The organism is Bradyrhizobium sp. USDA 4354 (genome assembly GCF_054060315.1).
Window position 1 is genome coordinate 6,175,543 of record NZ_JBSSDC010000001.1, and the last position, 20,063, is coordinate 6,195,605.

Sequence of the window (20,063 nt, forward strand, 5' to 3'; positions counted from 1 at the left end):
CCCTCTTGTTCAGAAAGGGCGCAGGGAAGGCCGGGCGCCGGCTGGCACCCGCGGTCCCGTGTGCGAACAAGACGCGCACGGGTGGACAACAGGTGAAGCCGATCGTCCGGCCTTACGGCTTATGTCGCGCTCTCCCCGGGGAGCGATGCACTATTGCCCCCGTCGCCTTGCGGATGACTGATGCGCGTGCCCGGTCGGGCAACACACATCACCGCAACACTTGACGCACAGACCCCGGGCGTCAGGACCACACGATTTTGCCTCCGCGCACATCCCCGCCCCTGTCTGCGATAGCTGGCGTGCGCTCACCACCGCGGCCCAACGAGGACGCTGTCAGCGCCGTGTCGTACCGCGCGCACCGCTGCTCACGGGGGCTTCCCGCCCTGCAGCCTGCCTCGCGCGACGACGCCGTCGCGGCCACCGCCTCCCGGCCCGCGTCTCGTGACGATCGCGAAACGCCCCTTGTGGCGGGCCGGGATGGGCAAAGCATACGGGATATCCGAATTCTTGTAAAGCGAATTTCTTGGGCTGAGGCAGCCCCTCTCAAACAAAAACGCGAAAACAACCCCATGCACAGTAGCCGGGGCTTGGCGGATCAATGACTTAGCGGGTCCGCAGGTCGTTCGCCTCGGCTCGGCCCGCTCAGCAATCGGCTGTTACAAATCGGAGAGCAGCCGAGACAGGAGAGAGGACCGCCGCCGGCTGCTCGGGGAGTGTCAACGTCCAGGGCCGAGGCGGCGGTCCTCAGGCTATAGAACTTGGGGAGTTCTAGGGCCTGAAGGCAACGATAGCGGTTGCGATGCCGCTCCACCAAGCGAAGAACAATTGCTGCGTATGGAGAATTGTTGCGCATGAGCGAAGATCGGGGTCACTTCGCTTCCTTGTTCAATTCGATCGCGACCTCGGACATCCAGGACCCCGGTGCCTCCATCAGAAAGGATTGATGATTGCTCCTGGTCTGGATCGTCACCAGCGCGGCCACTGTGTTTCCCTCTATTCGCGCCTCGATCAATCCGTCCTTGTTCGTGCCGTAGACCTTGCCGCCCTGCCGGTATTCGCTTTCGAACCAGTTACCGGAAAGCTCCGTCCCGCTCTGCTCGATGTTCGCGGACAGGACCATCTTGTACGCATCGCTGGCGCAGCGCAGATCGAGCGTCAGCGACCGTCCGGGCCTGGTGACGTTGTATGACACTTTGCAGCGGACCTTCTCGCGCGGACCGTCGGACGGCTTCATCGTGCCGATGCCCGACCATGCGCCGGCCAAACTGTCGAACACCGGCTCTGCGCATAGCGGACTGATGCCGACGAGCGCGAGGCAGGCGGCGCCAATGCCGATACGCGCCGCCGAAAACTTCAAAAGCATTCTGCCGATCCTGATCCGTAAATCTGGGCGCGTTCTAGGCTCGAACAGCCGCGGGATGTTGACGAAGATGTCTAGAAATGTTGCAAAGATTGCCTGAACGTTGCCGGGATCGGCACATCGAGTACACGCCAAGATGTACCCAGGGGAAACAAATGCCTGCTCCGTCCTCCGAACCCATCATCCCGACCGCTCCCTTGACCGCCGAGATGCGCGATGCGTTGCGCGCGATCGTGGGCGAGAAGGGTCTTATCGAGGACGAGCACGGCAAGCAGCCGTTCGTGACCGATTGGCGGGGATTGCTGGTTGGCGGTGCCGGCGCCGTCGTTCGTCCCGGGAGCACCGAGGAAGTGTCGAAGGTGGTCCGGCTCTGCCATGAGCACGGCATCGCGATCGTGCCGCAGGGGGGCAACACCGGCCTGATGGGCGGGGCGACGCCCTGGCCTGCGCACACCGGCATCGTGTTGTCGCTCGGCCGCATGAACCGCGTGCTGGAGGTCGACCCCGTCGGCTATTCGATGACGGTCGAGGCCGGCTGCGTCTTGCAGACGCTGCAGGAGACAGCAAGCCAGCACGACAGGTTCCTGCCGCTCAGTCTCGGCGCCCAGGGCTCGTGCATGATCGGCGGCAACCTCTCGACCAACGCCGGCGGCGTGCAGGTGCTGCGCTATGGCAATGCCCGCAACCTCGTGCTGGGTCTCGAGGTCGTCTTGCCGAGCGGCGAGGTCTGGGACGGATTGCGCGCGCTGAAGAAGGACAACACCGGCTACGACCTCAAGCATCTGTTCATGGGCGCCGAAGGGACGCTCGGCATCATCACCAAGGCCGTGCTCAAGCTATGGCCTGCACCGAAGGACGTCTGCACCGCATGGCTGGCGATCCGGGATCCACGCGCGGCCCTGGAGATCCTGTCCGAAGCCCATAGCGCTTCCGAAGACAATGTCGGCTCCTGCGAGCTGATGAGCCGCAGCGCGATCGACATGGTGCTCCGCCATATTCCCGGCACCCAGGATCCGCTCAAGGCGGAGACGCCATGGTATCTCCTGATGGAATGGTCGTCTGCGCGCCCACGCCGGGACGGGACCGAGGGCATGGCCGAGAAGCTTGAGCAGTTTCTCGCCGATCAGCTCGAGGCCGGCCGCGTGCTCGATGCCGCGATCGCTCAGACCGTCGGCCAATCGCGCAACATGTGGCGAATCCGGGAAGCTGTCGCCGAGGCCTCGCGGGCCGAAGGACCCGGGCTGAGCTACGACGTGTCGGTGGCGATCTCCCGGATACCGGAGTTCATCGACAAGGGCACCAGGGCCGTGCTCGACATTCTCCCGAGCATCAGGCCCTACCCGCTCGGACACATCGGCGACGGCAATCTGCATTTCTCGTTCATGGGGCCGGTGGGCATGGATCAGCAGACGCTGGCCCAATACAAGGGCGCCATCACGCGGACCGTGAACGATCTCATCACCTCGATGGGCGGCTCGATCTCGGCGGAGCACGGCATCGGCATCGACAAGCTCGACGAGCTCAGCCACTACCGATCCAAGACCGAGCTCGACATCATGCGCACCATCAAGCGCGCGCTCGATCCGCAGAACATCATGAATCCCGGCAAGGTACTGCGGCTGTGACCGATGCCGCGCCCGGCGCCAATAATTGGTCCAGCGTGGGTGGGTCGCAAAGATGTTGCGACCCGTCCACGGTCTTGTCGAGAGTGGTGTCCGCTGTCCTCAAGCCATCGAACCGCCGCGCGGATTGACGATCGTATACCCTCGCAATGAACGCGCGTGGATTCGCGTCGCGCGCCCGCCCGAGTTGGCGTCATAGGCCATCCAGACGTCACCCCCGACGTGCTGCTCCAGGACGAAAACGTGCCCTCGTCGCGCAGCAACCATTCCTGGTGCGGGTGATGTCCGCGGAAAGCGCAGCCAGTTGGACGCAAGATTCAATTCCGGCACGATACGGCCGAACACACGCAGAGCCGCGCCGCAGCCGCAGAAGGATGAAGGGCAACCGGCCGGACGGCCACCGACAACGCGAGCGCCGGAGACACCGGAGATGGTCGCCGGCGCGGCGGTGCCCCCTGCATCAGTCACTGTCAGTTGTGTCGAGCGGTAGGCTTGCAGTGAGGACCTGGAAATCAGTGAAGATCTGGACGCCAGTGAAGACCTGGAGGTCCGCTCGCCTCGCGTCTGCGAATATGAGAAGTCGCAGGGCATTGTGACATTGCATTCAGGAGCTTGATGAATGCGATAAGGCCGTGCTTCCGAGGCGACAGAACTTAGGACAACGAAGACGCACGCAGAAAATACTCGCTTGAACATTGCAGGACTCCAAATGAGAGACCCTGCCCCGGAAAGCGAGAAACCAATAACAGTTTGGCTGAAATGGGCCTAAAGAGCGGCTGAAAATGGCTGCATTGCGCGACACGAGCTGCAATCGCCGCATAGCCTACACGTAGCGACCGAGATGATTAACGCGCAGCGCACGAATGCCCGCTCAGCGCGTCAAGCTTGCGGCATGCAATCGAATCCGGTTCGCGCCAGACATGGATCCCGGATCTGCGCTCCGCTTCCCTGCACTGCCCCGGATCGCCACAAGCGGCTGCCACTCACTGCATCATCGCGGCCGCAATCTTCTCCGCCGACATCAGGACCGGGAAGTTGGTGTTGGCGCATGGCACCACCGGGAAGATCGAGGCGTCGACGACGCGCAGGCCCTGCACGCCCTTGACGCGGCCCTGATTGTCGACCACGGCCATCGGATCGTCGGCGCGGCCCATGCGGCATGAGCACGAGGCGTGCCACACGCCGATCGTCGCCTTGCGCACGAAGGCTTCCAGCGCCTCGTCGTCGTTCATCACCTGATCGAAGGTGAAGCCTTCCACCACGAAATTGTCGATCATGTAGTGACGCAGCGCCGCGGGACCGTCCATCAAGGCCGCGGCGATCGCGGTGAGAATCCTGTTCCTGGTGTTGACCACGCCGATCTTGCGGACGCGATCGGTGTAGGCGGCCGGGAACGGCTTGTCCGTCACCTTCCTGACCACTTCGCTCATCTGCACGGCCGCCATCTTGCGGAAGCCGCTCATCAGGCGATCGAGGTCGCGCCGGTCGGACAAAAGGTTGAACTCGACGATCGGCTCTGCCGAGGGATCGGGCGAGGCAAGCTTGACCTGCCCCGTCTCGGAATAGGTCTTGTTGACGAAGGTCAGGAGCGAGCCGATCTGCGCGCCGACGGCGTGCCAGGCCGATTTGCTGATGACGACGACGAACATGTCGCCTTTCGGCACATCAGGCAGCCCGGACGAGTAACGCAGGCCGAGCTGCATGTGACGCCTGGTGTGCCCGTTCATGCGCGCGCCGCGGCGGACAAAGGACGACAGCGAGATCGAGGGATGATCCATCAGGCGCTGGCCGACGCCCGGCAAGCCCATCAGCACGGGAATCCCTAAGTCCTTGAGGTGACCGACCGGACCGATACCGGCGCGCAGCAGATGCGCCGGCGAATGGATGGCGCCGCTGGAGAGAATGATCTCGCGTCCGCGGAATTCCTGCTCGCGTCCGTCAACCACCGCCTTCACGCCGACGCAGCGCGTGCCTTCGAACAGCAGCTCTCGCACTTGCGTGTTGGTGGAGATCGTGAGGTTCGTCCGCTTGCGCGTGTCGCGATCCAGATATCCCATGGCGGCGGAGACGCGCTGCTCGGCCTGGTTGGAATGCGTCACCGGGAAGAAGCCGTCGACGAACTCGCCGTTCTGGTCCGGCAGGAATTGGTGACCGGCCTGCTGGAAGGCTTGCGCGAACGCCTCCGAATGCTGCGTCCAGTGCTCCCGCGGGATGCGGCGGACCGGGATCCGGCCGTCCTTGCCGTGATACGGTCCGTCGAAGTCGAGATCGCGCTCGACCTTCTTGAAGAACGGCAGCACGTCGTTCCAGCTCCACCCCTCGGCGCCCCGCGCCTGCCATTCGTCGTAGTCGGTCGGCGCACCGCGATTGGCCATCTGCCCGTTGATCGAGGAGCCGCCGCCGAGCACGCGCGCCTGTTCGTATTTGCGCAAAGGCGGACGCGATTCATTCGGATTGTTGTGGCTGACGACCTGGGTGGTGACCTTCAGCTCGGTCCAGTGAAAGCGCGGATCGAAATAGGCCGTGCCCGGATAGCTGTCCCTGATCTCGGCCGGCTCGTTGCCGGGTGGTGTGTCCTGTCCGGCCTCGCACAGCAGGACCTTGTTGGCGCTTCTTGCGGAAAGCCGGTGGGCCAGCACGGACCCCGCCGAGCCGCCGCCCACGATGATGAAGTCGTACACGATTGGCGCTTCCTCTTGTTCTTGTTGGAGGAGATTAGCGCGTTGTTGCGTCGACGGGGAGAGATTCCAGATCACGTCGATACGCTCGCTATCAACCCGTCATCCTGAGGTGCGAGCCGCGGGACGCAACGCGTCGCGCGGGGAGCCTCGAAGGATGCACGGCCTCGATGCAGCCGGGCCGTCGTCCTTCGAGGCTCGTCCTGCGTTGCAGGACGAGCGCCTCAGGATGACGGTGATGGAGTTGTGCCTCAGCCGCGCCTACGGCCTGATCGAAAAGTTCTCCGGCGGCCCCGGCTTGCGCAGCGGCTCGGCCAGGCGCGCGAACTCGCACAAGAGCGACCGCGTCTTCCTGGGATCGATGATCTCCTCGACCCAGAATTTTTCGGCCGAGCGGAACGGCGAGCGCAGCTTATTGAGGCGCTCCTCGATCTCCTTCAGCTTGCCCGCCTTGTCTTCCGCCGCGTCGATGTCGGCGCGGTAGGCGGCTTCGATGCCGCCTTCGAGCGGCAGCGAGCCCCAATAGGCCGACGGCCAGGCGTAGCGGATCGAGAAACGGTCGGCCGGCTGATGCACGACACCCGCAACACCAAACGCGTTGCGCAGGATCACGGTACACCAGGGCACGGTGGTCTGGTTCACCGCCGCCATGGCGCGAACGCCGTGCCGGATGGTGGCCGCCTTCTCGGCATCGAGGCCGATCATGAAGCCGGGACAGTCCATGAGATAGACGATCGGCAGATGGAAGGTTTCTGCAAAGTCGACCCAGCGCACCACCTTCTGGCAGGCATCCGCCGTCCAGGAGCCGCCATAGTGAAAACTGTCGCTGGCGAGCAGCAGCACCGCCCTGCCCTCGAGTCGCGCCAGGCCGACAATGATCGGCTTGCCGAAATTCCTGGCGACCTCGAAGAACGAGCCCTTGTCGACGACGGACTCGATGATCGGGCGCATCTTGTAGACCTGCTTGCGGTTGCGCGGCACCGCATTCATCAGCGCTTCGTCGCTGCGCTCGGGATTGTCCGTACGGGGCAAGGTCGGCGGCAGCTCGTGGACCGATGACGGCAGGTAAGAGAGGAAGCGGCGCGCGCAGGCGAACGCCTCCTCCTCGGTATCGACCGCGTGATCGATTGCGCCGGCGCGAGTCTGGATATCGGCGCCGCCGAGCTCTTCCTTCGTAAGATCCTGCCCCAGCGCCTTCACCACCGGCGGGCCCGCGACAAACATCGCGGACTTTCGGGTCATGATGGAATAGTGGCTGGCGGCAAGACGCGCGGCACCTAAGCCCGCTACCGAGCCGAGGCCGAGCGCAACCACCGGCACGCGCGACAGATTTTCCGTCGTGAAGCGATACCAGCGCGTGCCGCCGATGCCACCCGGCAGGTTCGCCGCGCCCTTGGTCTCGATGGTCTTGACCGAGCCGCCGCCGCCGGAGCCCTCGATGATGCGAATGATGGGCAGACGAAAATCGTGCGCCATCTCCTCGGCCATCAGCGGCTTGGCCGAGATCGACGCATCGGCCGAGCCGCCGCGCACGGTGAAATCGTCGCCGACCACGACCACGGTGCGGCCGTCGACGCGCGCGCGGCCGAACACGCAGTTCGCCGGGGTCAGTTTCTGCAGCTCGCCGCTGGAATCGTACTCACCGATGCCGGAGACGGCACCGATCTCGTGGAAGCTGCCTTTGTCGATCAGCTTGTCGATACGCTCCCGAACAGTCAGCCGGCCCTGGTCATGCTGTCGCTTGACCTTGTCAACGCCGCCCATCTCCCGCGCGAAGGCTTCGCGCCGGGCGAGCTCGTCGAGTTCCGGCTTCCAGTTCATTCACTCCCTCCGAATTGATCGGCTTGTTATTGTTGTGCACGGCCATCGCGACCGGCTTACGCGAGATACGGTTGTTGAAGGCGTCGCCTTCCGCGCCTTCCATCAGGCTGCCGAGCGAGCGGCCGAGCGCGAGCATCAGCGGAGCGACTTCGTCATGCAGACGCTGCTCGTCGTACATCGCCGAGAGCAGGCCGATCGTGATGACCACGAAGGTCTGGTATTGCGGCGACCAGATCGGCACCGCGAGGCCGTTGATGTGCGGGCTCCACAGGCCGCAGGCCACGACATAGCCACGCTCGCGCAGCGACTGCCGGTTGGCCTCGATGCGGGGCTTGAGGATCTTTGCAGCCTCGGGGGCTTCCCGCTCCATGTCAGCGACGAAGGCATCGCCGACTTCCGGCGCCAGCGCCGCGGTGTAGGCCGCGCCCGCGGCGGTCGACGCCATCGAGATGCGGCTGCCGGTGCCCTCGTGCAGGCCGAGCGCGCTCGCCGAGCGCGCGAACAGGAGATAGACGAGATGGAAGCGATCGGGCACGACGAAGCCGACGGTGCCCGGCAGTTGCTCGGCCACTTCCTGGAGCCGTTGCCGGATCATGCTGCGCAGCTGCGCGCCCTTCATCATCGAGGCGCTCATCGCCACCGCGCTCGGGCCGATGCGATATTTCTGATCGCGCGGGAGATACACGAGCTGCCCCATGCGGGTCAGCGTGTGCGTGAGCCGCGATACCGTCGAGCGCGGCAGACCGCAACGGTTTGAAATCTCGAGATTGCCGAGCCTCGCCTCGTGGCCCTCGAAGCATCGCAACACGTCGAACGCGCGCGAGACCACCTGGATGACATCACCCTCACCGGCATCGCCAGCGAGCGCGCCTTGCCTGCTCAACCGCTCCGATCGTCGTCCCATGTTCCCTACCGTATGTTCCGCTCTGCGGAATTAAATTCCGCTTGCAGACGACGCTACCTCAGGCATTTTGCGACGACAACAAAAAGGCGATGGCATGCCAGAAATTAAGATCGTGACGGAGGTCGCGGGACGCATCTGCGCAACTCCCGTGCAAGTTGGAGGAACCGTCGCGGATGGCGATGACGTTGTGGTCGTCGAAGCGATGAAGATGGAGATACCAGTGCCATCACCGGCGAACGGCACGATCACATCGCTTCTGGTGAAGCTCGACGACGTGGTTGCCGAGGGACAGGCGATAGCGATCGTCACGAGTTGAGTGCTTTAGTTCCGCGACAATCTGTCAGCCGCATTCCTGCATGCACGGTACGGCGTTGCCATCGCTTGATCGCGGTGACATGATCTGTTGCAAACAAAACGTTGTTTCAAACAAAGAAAGAAAATCCTCGCGGCAAAGCGAGGATCATTGGAGGGAAACATGCTTCGTGGGCTGCTCGTGCTCGCGCCTGCCTTGGTGGCAGGCATTTCTTTTGCGTCTACACGCTATTCGTTCGCCGAAGACATCAAGCTTCCGGCGACATTGACCTTCACGGCTTATGACACCGGAACCGCCGGCTTCAACATCGCGGTCGGCGTCGGCAAGATGATGAAGGACAAGTACGGCACTGACGTTCGCGTGCTCCCCGCTGGCAACGACGTCGCCCGCCTCGCGCCGCTGCGCGCCAAGCGCGCGGCCTCGTCGGCGATGGGATCAGGCACCTACTTCGCGCAGGAAGGTGTGTTCGAGTTCGGCTCGAAGGAATGGGGTCCGCAGCCGCTCCAGACCCTGCTCTCGACCGTCGACTGCAATTGCGCCTCGATCGGGGTCGCCGCCGACACTGGCGTGAAGGAGCTGAAGGACCTCAAGGGCAAGCGCGTCGGCTTCGTGGTCGGCTCGCCCGCGCTGAACCAGAACTCGCTCGCAGTGCTCGCCTTCGCCGGGCTGACGCAGAAGGACGTCAAGGCGGTCGAGTTCGCCAGCTACGGCGCGATGTGGAAGGGGCTGATCAACAACGACGTCGATGCCGCCTTCGGCACCACCATCACCGGCCCCGCCAAGGAAGCCGAGACCTCGCCGCGCGGGCTGATCTGGCCGCCGCTGCCCGCCAAGGACAAGGAAGGCTGGGCGCGGATGCAGAAGGTCGGCTCATTCTTCTTCCCGCAGCTTGCGACCTGCGGCGCCGGCATTTCGCCGGAGAAGCCGGTCGAGCTCGGCAACTACCCCTACCCGATCTTCGTCGCCTATGCCTCGCAACCGGCGGACCAGGTCTATGCGATCACCAAGGCGATGATCGTCAATTACGACGCCTACAAGGACTCCGCGCCGGGCGCAGGAGGACTTGCCGCCGACCGCCAGACCAAGAACTGGGTGGTGCCCGTGCATCCCGGCGCCGTGAAGGCGTTGAAGGAAGCCGGGCAATGGAGCGATGGGCAGGAGGCGCACAACAACAAGCTGATCAAGCGCCAGGAGGTGCTGGCGGCCGCGTGGGCAGATTACGGCAAGTCCAATCCGCCGTCGGATGATAAGGCCTTCCTCGACGGCTGGATGAAGGCCCGCGCCGCGGCGCTTGCGAAGGCCGGCATGCCGAATGGGTTCGAGGAATAGTCCACGCTCGCGGGGTCGATGATGTCTTCTACTGCTACCTCTACCGGCCCCAAGGACGAGGCCAAGCGGATCGTGTTCGACGATCCGCATGGCGCCGCCGGCAACATGCAGGAGGCGGAGGTGACGCGCGTGCGCACGTTGCGCGGCGCCTGGCGCTGGGCGCTGGTCGCCGCAACCGCGGCGACGATCCTGCTCTGCATCAATCAGCAATTCTCGCTGCGCTTCTTCATCGGCTACACCCAGCTCAACACCGAGTATTTCTATCTCCTGATCGCGTTGATGCTGCCGTTCACCTTCCTGATCTTCCCGGGGACTGGACGTGCGCCGCTCGACCGGATTCCCTGGTACGACCTCGTCCTCTCCATCGCGACTTTCGCGGCATCCCTCATGCTGATGTCGAATGTGCGCAAGGCGGCGGAGGCCGGCTGGGAGTTCGGCGGCGCCCCGAACGGCGTGATCGCCGCAGGTCTCGTGATGTGGGTGATGCTGATGGAGGCGCTGCGCCGCACCGGCGGCTGGAGCCTGCTGCTGAGCGTGCTCCCTTTCACCGTCTATCCGCTGTTCGCCGAGGCCGGCTGGCTCGGGCCGTTCCGCGGCACGCAGTCGACGCTGGAGCAGGCGACAGCCTATCACGTGCTGTCGGGCGAAAGCCTGCTCGGCATTCCCATCCAGGCCTTCGCCGATACCGTGATCGGGTTCCTGGTGTTCGGCACCGCGCTGATGATGACGGGCGCGGGAAAATTCTTCATCAACCTCTCGTTCGCGCTGTGCGGCACCTTCCGCGGCGGCGCGGCCAAGGTCTGCATCTTTGCCAGCGGACTGCTCGGCATGATGTCCGGCTCGATCATCTCCAACGTGCTCACCGCCGGCACCATGACCATCCCCGTCATGAAGAAGAGCGGTTTTCGCGCCTCCTATGCCGCTGCGATCGAGGCCTGCGCCTCGACCGGCGCGGTGCTGGCGCCGCCGGTGATGGGCGCGACCGCCTTCGTGATCGCGCAATTCCTTAACGTCAGCTACGCCGACGTCGCGCTCGCCGCGATCATTCCGGCGGTGCTCTACTATGTCGGCCTGTTCATGCAGGTCGACGCTTATGCCGCGCGCCACGGGCTGAAGGGGATTCCACGCGCCGAGCTGCCGCGGATCATGGATACGATCAAGGACGGCTGGTACTACGTCTTCGTCATCGCGCTCCTGATCGTGATGCTGCTCTACTTCAAGCGCGAGAGCCACGCGCCGTTCTACGCCACCGCGCTGCTCCTGGTGCTCAACCAGCTCTTCTCGAAGGACACGCGCTGGACGTTTGCCACCATCGGCAAGTTCCTGGAGGTGAACGGACGGACCTTCGTGGAGCTGGTCGGCATCCTCGCCGGCTGCGGCCTCCTCATCGGCGCATTCTCGATGACCGGCGTGGTCTCGAGCCTTGCCAACGACCTCCTGCACATTGCCGGCGACAATGCCTTCCTGCTGCTCGGCATGTGCGCCCTCACCAGCCTCATTCTCGGCCTCGGGCTGACGACGACGGCCTGCTACATCTTCCTCGCCATCCTGGTCGCGCCCGCGCTGGAGAAGCTCGGGCTCAACCGCATGGCGGTGCACATGTTCATCTTCTACTGGGGCATGCTGTCGTCGATCACGCCGCCGGTCGCGATCGCCTCCTTCGCGGCCGCCGGCATCGCCGGCTCGCCGGCAATGAAGACGGGCTGGGAATCGATGTGGGTCGGCAGCATCATCTATTTCCTGCCGTTCTTCTTCGTGCTCAATCCGGCGCTGGTGCTGCAGGGGCCGAGCCCCTATCTCGCCGGCCTCGGCCTGATGGGCCTCGCCGCCTTCGGCACGCTGTTCATCTGCGGCGGCATCCAGGGTTACCAGCCCTTCGTCGGCGATCTGCGCGGCACAGGCAGCCTGGAATGGCCCATTCGCGTGCTGCTCGTGATCGGCGGCTTCGTGGTGGCGACCCCAGGCGGGGGCATCATGCCGCTGTCGCAGATGCAGGTGACGTTGCTGGGCCTTGCCATCCTGCTACCGACGATCTTGATCGCGCTTCTCCTGGTCCGGCGCCAGCCTGTGATGCCGGACGGGTTGCGCGTGCCTTAATTGCGTTGCACAAGTGCGGCGATGAAGCCGCACCTGCCCGCCGCCTCCGCCTGGACCCGCTCGAAACCGCCCTTGCTGCGGTTTCTGGACAATTGCCTCAGCGAATTCTCCGCCGAGACCTTGGGCCACGTCGCCGACTACATTCCCGAACTCGGCAAGGCCGACCCTGCCTATTTCGGCATCAGCCTCGCAACCCTCGATGGCCATGTCTATGAGGTCGGCGACAGCCGTGTGCCCTTCACCATCCAGTCGATGTCAAAACCCTTCGTGTTCGCGCTGGCGCTGGACCTGCTCGGCGCGAGCAAGGTCGAGAGCGCGATCGGCGTCGAGCCCTCGGGCGATCCCTTCAACTCGATCCGGCTCAATTCCGAGAACCATCCGTTCAACCCGATGGTCAATGCCGGCGCCATCGCCTGCACCGGGCTGATCTACGACAGCAAGGGCCCGGAAGCCTTCGAGCAGATCCGCCTCGCGCTCAGCCGCTTCGCCGGCCGCGACCTTGCCGTGGATGAGGCCGTTTATGCTTCCGAAAGCCAAACTGGCGACCGCAACCGGGCGATCGCGTATCTCCTGAAGACCAACGCGGTGATCTCGGACAATGTCGCCGCCGTGCTCGACGTCTATTTCCGCCAATGCGCCGTGCTGGTCACCGCGCGCGACATCGCGGTGATGGCGGCAACGCTCGCCAATCGCGGCGTTAATCCCGTGACGGGCGAGCAGGTGCTGAGCGCCTACGCGATCTCGCGCACGCTGTCGGTGATGACATCCTCGGGCATGTACGACTATGCCGGCGAATGGATCTACCGGATCGGCATTCCCGCCAAGAGCGGCGTCGGCGGCGGCATTCTGGCGGCGCTCCCCGCCCGCCTTGGCCTCGGCAGCTATTCGCCGCGCCTCGACAAGCACGGCAACAGCGTGCGCGGCATCAAGGTGTGCGAGGCGCTGTCCTCGCATTACGACCTGCACATGCTCAACCGCAGCGACGATGCACGCAACGCCGTCATCGCCGATTACGACATCGGCAGGAGCCCGTCGCGGCGCGTGCGCCGCCCGCAGGAGCGCGAGATCCTCGCCGCGCACGAGCAGGAGGTCCGGATCATCGAGCTGGTCGGCACGCTGTCGCTGTCGGCGGTCGATTACGTCTCGCGCCGGCTTGCCGGACGACCGCGTCCGCAATTCGTGATCTTCGATCTCCACCGCGTGACCTCGACCACGCGCGCCGGCGCGCGGCTCGTCGCCGAAGCGTTCGAGGAGCTTGCCGCGCTGAACGTGACCGTCGTGCTGTCGGGCGTCCGGCGTGCTTCCAAGGAGTGGAACACGTTGCGCGAATGGACCGCAGAGCTGAAGAACGTCCGCGACTTCTATTTGCTCGACACCGCGATCGAATGGGCCGAAGACCAGATCGTGTATCGCTACGGCGGCTCGATCGATTTTCACGAGACCACCGAGCTTGCCGAGCAGCCGCTGCTTGCGGGGCTGAGCGAGGAGGAGCTGACCGACCTCGCCTCGCTTTGCACGATCAGGACCTATCAGTCGGGCGTGAAGATCCTCGCAACGGGCGATCCGGCCGATGCCCTGTATTTCCTGCGCAGCGGCGCCGTGCATGTCACGCTGCCCGACGGCGTCAGGCTGGCGACGCTCACCGCCGGCATGGCGTTCGGCGAGATGGCGCTGCTGGAGCAGACCCGCTCCGCCGACGTCTTCGCCGACATGGCAGCGACGGCATGCGAGGTGCCGCTGAAGGATTTCGAGCGCTTCCGCAAGCAGCACCCGCGCGCCAGCGAATGCATCATGCGCAATTTGGCCCGGCTGCTGGCCGACCGCCTGATCGTCGCCAACGCCAAGGTGGATATTCTGACGTCGACGTGAGCGTTTGACATTCATTCAAATGAGGTCGTCATGCCCGGGCTTGTTCCGGGCATCCACGTTCTCCGTGCTGCGTGGCAAAGCGTGGATGGCCGGGACAAGCCCGGCCATGACGCTGCGGGGACTATCAGTGCCGAACATGCGCATCTTGCTCTACCGGCTCGCGGCTTCGCTCAGCCGCCGCCTGATCTTGGCGGCGCTGGCCTTGAGCACTTCGGATGGCTGCTGGCCGGTCGCGGCGCACAGGCAAGCCCAGTAGTAGATGACATCGCCGAGCTCATCGACCAGGCCAGCCTTGTCGAGCCAGTCATCGCGCAGCAGTTTCTTGATGTGATCGGCGACCTCGCCGGCTTCGCCGGCAAGGCCGAGGCCGAGGTAGGACAGCCGCTCGTTGGACGGATGCTCTTCGACTTTCGCAATGGTTGCGGCCCAGGCCGCATATTCATCAATCGTCATCGGCATTCCCCGCCGCTTGCGTCGATTCAGCCCACCACTTCGGTGACCGGCTGAAGATCGATCTCGAAGGTCTCCAGGAATTTCGAGGTCATGATGTAGAAGCCGACCGAGAGCTGCAATTCCACCAATGCGGCCGGCGTCAGCTTCGATGCGATCGCCTTGAAGGTCGCATCCGTCGGCTTGTTCAATTTCACGATCTCGTCGGTGAAGGCGAGCGCAGCACGCTGCACCTCGCTAAAACAGGTCGCGGTCTGCCAATTCTCGAGGGCCTCGTTCTGCGCGTCGGTGACGCCGACATTCTTGCCGATGCGCTTGTGCGCGACGATCTCGTACGGCGCCTCGCACAAGATGCCGGTGCGGGTGATCGCAAGCTCCCGCAGGATCGGATCGAGCTCGCCCTTGTGCCTGATCGCGCCGCCGAGACGGCAGTATTGTTCAAAGTAGCTCGGCGAATGCGCCATCATCCGGAAGATGTTGGCATGACGGTTCTTTTCGAGGATTTCGCGGGTGCGGTCAGATGCCTTGGACGGGTCGCTATACTGAATGCGGGCCATGATTTTCCTGAAGTTTTCCCTGAGCTTTTGATGCTTCTTGTCGCCATCGGCGAAAGTTCCCAAAGACTCTATTCGCGCGTAGACGCAGGAGCAACATCATCGAGTCAAATTGCCGCCGCATTGCTGATCGACCCTGACACAGTCGATATTCGCTGCGTGGGGACAAATCGCGGCGGATACTCGCAAGGGGTGTTCCGAGTAAAACAATTGGCCGTCGTGTGCGCTTGCCGCGCAACGATGAGTCACGCCCAAGTCTAGGGAGAAAACGGCATGAAGGAAGCCACCAAGGGGGCGGCCTCGGGAGCGCTCGCGCATATGCTGGCGGTGACGGCGATGCTCGTCATCGCCAGCATCTTGTTCTACGGGCGTTGAGTTAAGCGTTTTAAGAGTTTTCGTCATTCCGGGGTGGCCCTCGCACAAGCCAGGCCCAGAATACCCGTTCCAGGCTCGGTCCCGAGGACCGCCCCCGAATGACGGATCCCTCTATTCGTCTTTCCCGGTAGCCCGGATGGAGCGAAGCGCAATCCGGGACGACTGCCTCTGCGGCGAAGGACCCCGGATTACGCTTGCGCTCCATCCGGGCTACATTCGAATTTCGCTATTTGGATTTGGCGAAGAACGGCACCAACTTTCCGGCGAACGGCCTGAAGCTCCCGACAACCGAATCGCCGATGGCGAGTCCGTTGTCACCATGCGCCATCATGCGAAATCCCTCGGCGCAATCGACCAGCAGGATGTTGTAGGGCACGTGTGCCCGCGTCTCTGACGTGGCGGCGCGGCAGACCAGCGAGGTCGCGTACACCGTCCCCTTGCCGCTGGCGCGCTGCTCGCGCGGATCCGCTTCGCCACAAGCCGCGCAGAAGGCGCGATGGAAATACTGCACATGCCCGCATGAGATGCAGGTCTGGTAGGTGATGGCCTCTTCGCCCTTGGTCCAGTCTGCGATTCGTTCACTCATCGGACCCGCTCCAGGAACATGCTGACATGGGACGACAGCACGCCGCCGTCGCCGTGTAACAGCGCAATGGACGCATCCCGCACCTGTCGGCTAGCCGCCCGTCCCGTCATCTGCAGATGCGCCTCGACCAGATGCGCCATGGCGCCGCCAACACCGCAATGGCCATAGCTGAGCAGGCCACCATGGGTGTTCAGCGGCATTGCGCCGTCTCGGCCAAAATGACCGGCGCGGACGCGGGCGGCCGCCTCGCCGCGGCCGGCAAGGCCGAGATCTTCCAGCAGCATGGCCAGCGTGATGGTGAAACTGTCGTATATCGCGGCGTAGCGCACGTCGGAGATCGCAAGGCCTGTGGCTTCCTTTGCACGGGCGATGGATATCTCGGCGCCGAGCTCGCTGAGGGCGGGCGCAGCGGTGACATGCTGGTGGGTGTGTGCCTGGGCGCAGCCGCGGATGCGGACGCCGGCCTCGCCGGTTCGCTCGCGGCTGATGACGAAAGCCGCGCCGCCGTCGGACACCGGGCAGCAGTCGAGCAGTTTCAAGGGCATCGCCACCGGCTTCGAGGCCATGACGTCGGCGACCGTGATGGGATCGTGGAATTGCGCGCCGGGATGGGTGCAGGCGTGGGCGCGCATCAGCACGGCGAATTCGGCGAGGTCTTCTTCGCTCACGCCGTATTCGTGCATGTATCTGTTCGCGACGAGGCCGTAGTAGGCCGGGATGGTCGGGCCCAGCGGCACCTCGTAGTCGGGATGGCCGACCTGCGCCAAGGCTTGGATCGAGGCATCGCGGCTCTGCCCGGTGAGGCGGTTCTCGCCGGCAACGACTAGGACGTTGCGCGCGACACCGGCTTCGACGAGATGATGCGCGAGCATCGTCATCGCCAGCCCCGTGGCGCCGCCGACCTGCACAGCATGGGCGTAAGACGGGCGAATGCCAAAATGCTCGGCGAAGACGGTGGCGAGCATGATGTGCGGGGATACGGTGGAGTATCCGCAGAGAACGCCGTCGATCTCGCTCCGCTTGATTCCGGCGTCGTCGAGCGCGGCTTGCGCGGCCTCGCTCATCAGGTCGAGCGAGGACGAACCCTCGTGCTTGCCGAAAGGCGTAAGGCCGACGCCGGTGATGAAGCTCATGGTGTTGCCTTACTGGCCGTCATTCCGGGGGCGAGCCCGGAATCCATACTCCCGATGGTGGTTATGGATTCCGGGCTCGCGACTTCGTCGCGCCCCGGAATGACGGATGAGAGAGTTTGCGCCATACCTTCGTCCCTACTCCAGCGCCTCACGCGTGACGCCGTCGCGGATCATGGCGGCGATCTCGTCGGCGGAATATCCGATCTCGCGCAAAATCTCCGCGCCGTGCTCGTTGAGCCGCGGCGCCAGGCGCACCGGCTCGGCCTCGGTCTCGGACCAAGCCGCGGTCACCTTCATGCTTCGGATTGGACCTTCGGTCGGATGAGTCACCACCGGAAAAAATCCGGTCGCTTCCAGATGCTCATCGTGCAGGATCGACGCGAGATCGTGCATCGGCATCACCGGCACGTCGGCCTTGGTGAGCAGCTCGATCCATTCCGCTGTCGTGCGCGTCTCGAAGATGCGCGCGAGCTCGGCGTAGACCAGGTCGATATTGGCGGCGCGGCCGGCGAAGGTCGAGAATTTGGGATCTGCGCGCAGATCGTCGCGCCCCGTCGCCTTGAAGAAGTTCTGCCATTGCTTGTCGTTATAGACGATGACGCTGAGATAGCCGTCCGAGGTCTTGTACGGCCTGCGGTCGCGCGAGAGGTGGCGGGCATAGCCGCCCTTGTCGAGCGGCGGCTCATAGGTGAGCCCGCCCATGTGGTCGCCCATGACGAAGCCGGCCATGGTCTCGAACATCGGGATGTCCAGACGCTGGCCGCGGCCGGTGCGGTCGCGGTGCACGAGGCTGGCGCAGATCGCGCCGACTGCGGTGAGACCGACGATGCGGTCGACCAGCGCGTTCGGCACATAGCGCGGCACGCCGTCGCCGGTCTGCGCCATCAGCGCGGGCAGCGCGGTCGCGCCCTGGATCAGATCGTCATAGGCGGGTTTTGCAGCATAGGGCCCGTCCTGGCCGAAGCCGAACACGCCGGCATAGACGAGGCGCGGGTTGATGGCGGAGACGACATCGTAGCCGAGCTGAAGCCGCGCCATCGCCTGCGGACGGACGTTGTAGACCAGAACGTCGGCGTCCTTCAGCAGCCGCAGCACGGCTTCGCGCCCTAAGGGCTTCTTCAGATCGAGGCAGATCGAGCGCTTGCTGCGGTTGGTGTTGAGGAACACCGGGCCCATGCCGGCATGACGCATCGGGCCAATCAAGCGGGTGACGTCGCCGTCCAGCGACTCCACCTTGATGACGTCGGCACCGTAATCGCCGAGCATCTGGGTCGCATAAGGCCCCATCAGCACGGTGGTCATGTCGATGACCTTGATGCCCTCTAGCGGCCCCATCGTTCGCTCCCGATTGCGCGGGGCTCAAATGCCCTCGCGATTTCGATCCAGCTAACGGCAGTGCCGCCGCTCGCGCAAGGGCGGGCGGCGTATGGCGGCATGCGCCGCGCGGCGATATCGGCCGCTATTTCTTCTGGCGGGATTCGCGGATCTTGATGAGACGGTCGAGCTCGTCGTTCTGCTGGTTGATGCGGTCGGCGATGCGCGACTCGTTCTGCTCGCCCGAGGCGGCAGCAGCCTGCTCGATGAGCTGGCGGATATTGTCCTCGAGGATCGCGATGCGATCGTTGAGTGCGTCCATTGAGAGAGAGTTTTCGTAATTAGTGCTCATGATGCTTTTCCGCCAATCAATCAGGAGCCGGTAGGGTGGGCAAAGCAAAGCGTGCCCACCATGATCTAGCGCAAGGAAGGTGGTGGGCACGGCGCTTTCGCGCCTTTGCTCACCCTACGAGAGCTTACTTCAACGGCTCCAGCACGGAAACGTAATTGGCGACCGCCGCGCCGCCCATGTTGAAGATGCCGCCGAGTTTTGCGTTCTTGAGCTGCATGCCCTCGGGCGCCTGCCCTGCGAGCTGCATCGCGGTCATCACATGCATGGACACGCCGGTGGCGCCGATCGGATGGCCCTTCGCCTTCAGACCGCCGGACGGATTGACGGGCAGCTTGCCGTCCTTGAGGGTCCAGCCTTCCTTGATGGCGCGGGCACCCTGCCCCTTCGGCGTCAGGCCCATCGCTTCGTACTCGATCAGCTCGGCGACGGTGAAGCAGTCATGGGTCTCGACGAAGGAGAGATCGGACAGCGTGACACCCGCCTTTTCCAGCGCGCGCTGCCAGGCGACCGTGCAGCCCTCGAACTGGAGGATGTCGCGCTTGCTCATCGGCAGGAAGTCCTGGGCATGCGCGGTGGCGCGGAAGCCGATCGACTTGGTCATGCCCTTGGCGGTCTCGGCATCGGCCAGCACCAGCGCCGCGGCACCATCGGAGACCAGCGAGCAATCGGTGCGCTTCAGCGGTCCGGCGACGTAAGGATTCTTCTCGCTCTCGGCGCGGCAGAAGTCGAAGCCAAAATCCTTGCGCATCTGGGCGAAGGGATTGGCGACGCCATTCTTGTGGTTCTTGGCCGCGATCAGAGCCAGCGCATCGGACTGGTCACCGTATTTCTGGAAGTAGGAGCTGGCGATCTTGCCGAACACGCCGGCAAAGCCGCCGACCGTGTCGCCGTCTTCGGGCAGGTAGGACGCCTTGAGCAGGTTCTTGCCGATCTCGGCGCTCGGGGTGCGCGTCATCTGCTCGACGCCGACGACCAGGACGATCTTGGCGGCCCCTGCGGCAATCGCGCGCAGGCCCTGGTGCACCGCGGCCGAGCCGGTGGCGCAGGCGTTCTCGACGCGGGTCGCCGGCTTGAAGCGCAGCTTGGGGTCGGCCTGGAGCACCAGCGAGGCGGTAAAATCCTGCGGCGAGAAGCCGGCGTTGAAATGGCCGAGCACGATCTCGTCGACGTCGCTAGCTGAGATGCCGGCATCCGCCAGCGCCTCATTGGCGACGCGGGTGACGAGGCTTTCGACGGTTTCGGTGTCGAACTTGCCGAACGGCGTATGCGCCCATCCGACGATGCTGGCGGTCATGGTCTTTTCTCC

The 20,063-nt window shown here is 64.3% G+C and carries 16 protein-coding genes; 5 read left to right on the top strand and 11 right to left on the bottom strand.

What is annotated here, in order from left to right; translation table 11 throughout:
• Positions 1-868: 868 nt before the first annotated feature.
• Complete coding sequence (locus ACVIIV_RS28825; RefSeq protein WP_456747174.1) at positions 869-1,363, bottom strand: hypothetical protein; 495 nt, start codon at positions 1,361-1,363, stop codon at positions 869-871.
• 152 nt (positions 1,364-1,515) lie between these two features.
• Here ACVIIV_RS28825 and ACVIIV_RS28830 point away from each other — a divergent pair, with 152 nt between their 5' ends.
• Positions 1,516-2,985: an FAD-binding oxidoreductase gene (locus ACVIIV_RS28830; RefSeq protein ID WP_456747175.1), complete on the top strand. Its 1,470-nt coding sequence runs from the start codon at positions 1,516-1,518 to the stop codon at positions 2,983-2,985.
• Between the two features lie 980 nt (positions 2,986-3,965).
• Here ACVIIV_RS28830 and ACVIIV_RS28835 read toward each other — a convergent pair.
• The 3 genes from ACVIIV_RS28835 to ACVIIV_RS28845 form a co-directional block, all read right to left on the bottom strand.
• Positions 3,966-5,663 (bottom strand): GMC family oxidoreductase, encoded by a 1,698-nt coding sequence (locus tag ACVIIV_RS28835; RefSeq protein ID WP_456747176.1) that lies wholly within the window; start codon positions 5,661-5,663, stop codon positions 3,966-3,968.
• 258 nt (positions 5,664-5,921) lie between these two features.
• Entirely contained in the window at positions 5,922-7,481 is a 1,560-nt protein-coding gene (locus ACVIIV_RS28840) for an acyl-CoA carboxylase subunit beta (RefSeq protein WP_456747177.1), read from the bottom strand.
• Positions 7,411-8,385, bottom strand: a complete 975-nt coding sequence (locus ACVIIV_RS28845; RefSeq protein ID WP_456747178.1) for an IclR family transcriptional regulator — start codon at positions 8,383-8,385, stop codon at positions 7,411-7,413. Before ACVIIV_RS28845 ends, ACVIIV_RS28840 begins: the two co-directional genes overlap by 71 nt.
• A 94-nt stretch (positions 8,386-8,479) precedes the next feature.
• Between ACVIIV_RS28845 and ACVIIV_RS28850 the strand changes: the two genes are divergently transcribed.
• The 4 genes from ACVIIV_RS28850 (at position 8,480) to glsA (ending at position 13,993) form a co-directional block, all read left to right on the top strand.
• The gene (locus ACVIIV_RS28850; protein WP_456747179.1) at positions 8,480-8,701 is read left to right on the top strand and encodes a biotin/lipoyl-containing protein; all 222 of its coding nucleotides are present in this window, start codon (positions 8,480-8,482) and stop codon (positions 8,699-8,701) included.
• A gap of 159 nt (positions 8,702-8,860) precedes the next feature.
• Positions 8,861-10,027, top strand: a complete 1,167-nt coding sequence (locus ACVIIV_RS28855) for a TAXI family TRAP transporter solute-binding subunit (protein ID WP_456747180.1) — start codon at positions 8,861-8,863, stop codon at positions 10,025-10,027.
• A gap of 21 nt (positions 10,028-10,048) precedes the next feature.
• Complete coding sequence (locus ACVIIV_RS28860) at positions 10,049-12,124, top strand: TRAP transporter permease (protein WP_456747181.1); 2,076 nt, start codon at positions 10,049-10,051, stop codon at positions 12,122-12,124.
• Between the two features lie 21 nt (positions 12,125-12,145).
• Positions 12,146-13,993: a glutaminase A gene (gene glsA / locus ACVIIV_RS28865; protein ID WP_456747182.1), complete on the top strand. Its 1,848-nt coding sequence runs from the start codon at positions 12,146-12,148 to the stop codon at positions 13,991-13,993.
• 150 nt (positions 13,994-14,143) lie between these two features.
• Here the strand turns inward: glsA and ACVIIV_RS28870 are convergent, their stop codons facing one another.
• The 7 genes from ACVIIV_RS28870 to ACVIIV_RS28900 all read right to left on the bottom strand — a co-directional run bounded on the left by ACVIIV_RS28870 (position 14,144) and on the right by ACVIIV_RS28900 (position 20,051).
• Positions 14,144-14,446 (bottom strand): nucleoside triphosphate pyrophosphohydrolase family protein, encoded by a 303-nt coding sequence (locus ACVIIV_RS28870; RefSeq protein WP_456747183.1) that lies wholly within the window; start codon positions 14,444-14,446, stop codon positions 14,144-14,146.
• Between the two features lie 26 nt (positions 14,447-14,472).
• Entirely contained in the window at positions 14,473-15,000 is a 528-nt protein-coding gene (locus ACVIIV_RS28875; RefSeq protein WP_456747184.1) for a carboxymuconolactone decarboxylase family protein, read from the bottom strand.
• Positions 15,001-15,598: 598 nt separating this feature from the next.
• Entirely contained in the window at positions 15,599-15,958 is a 360-nt protein-coding gene (locus ACVIIV_RS28880; protein ID WP_456747185.1) for a Zn-ribbon domain-containing OB-fold protein, read from the bottom strand.
• Positions 15,955-17,091: a thiolase family protein gene (locus tag ACVIIV_RS28885; protein ID WP_456747186.1), complete on the bottom strand. Its 1,137-nt coding sequence runs from the start codon at positions 17,089-17,091 to the stop codon at positions 15,955-15,957. The genes ACVIIV_RS28880 and ACVIIV_RS28885 overlap by 4 nt, the downstream gene beginning before the upstream one ends.
• 135 nt (positions 17,092-17,226) lie before the next feature.
• Positions 17,227-18,426 (bottom strand): CaiB/BaiF CoA transferase family protein, encoded by a 1,200-nt coding sequence (locus ACVIIV_RS28890; protein WP_456747187.1) that lies wholly within the window; start codon positions 18,424-18,426, stop codon positions 17,227-17,229.
• Positions 18,427-18,550: 124 nt separating this feature from the next.
• Complete coding sequence (locus tag ACVIIV_RS28895; RefSeq protein ID WP_456747188.1) at positions 18,551-18,757, bottom strand: hypothetical protein; 207 nt, start codon at positions 18,755-18,757, stop codon at positions 18,551-18,553.
• Positions 18,758-18,881: 124 nt separating this feature from the next.
• Positions 18,882-20,051 (bottom strand): acetyl-CoA acetyltransferase, encoded by a 1,170-nt coding sequence (locus tag ACVIIV_RS28900; RefSeq protein WP_275516053.1) that lies wholly within the window; start codon positions 20,049-20,051, stop codon positions 18,882-18,884.
• Between the last annotated feature and the right edge of the window lie 12 nt (positions 20,052-20,063).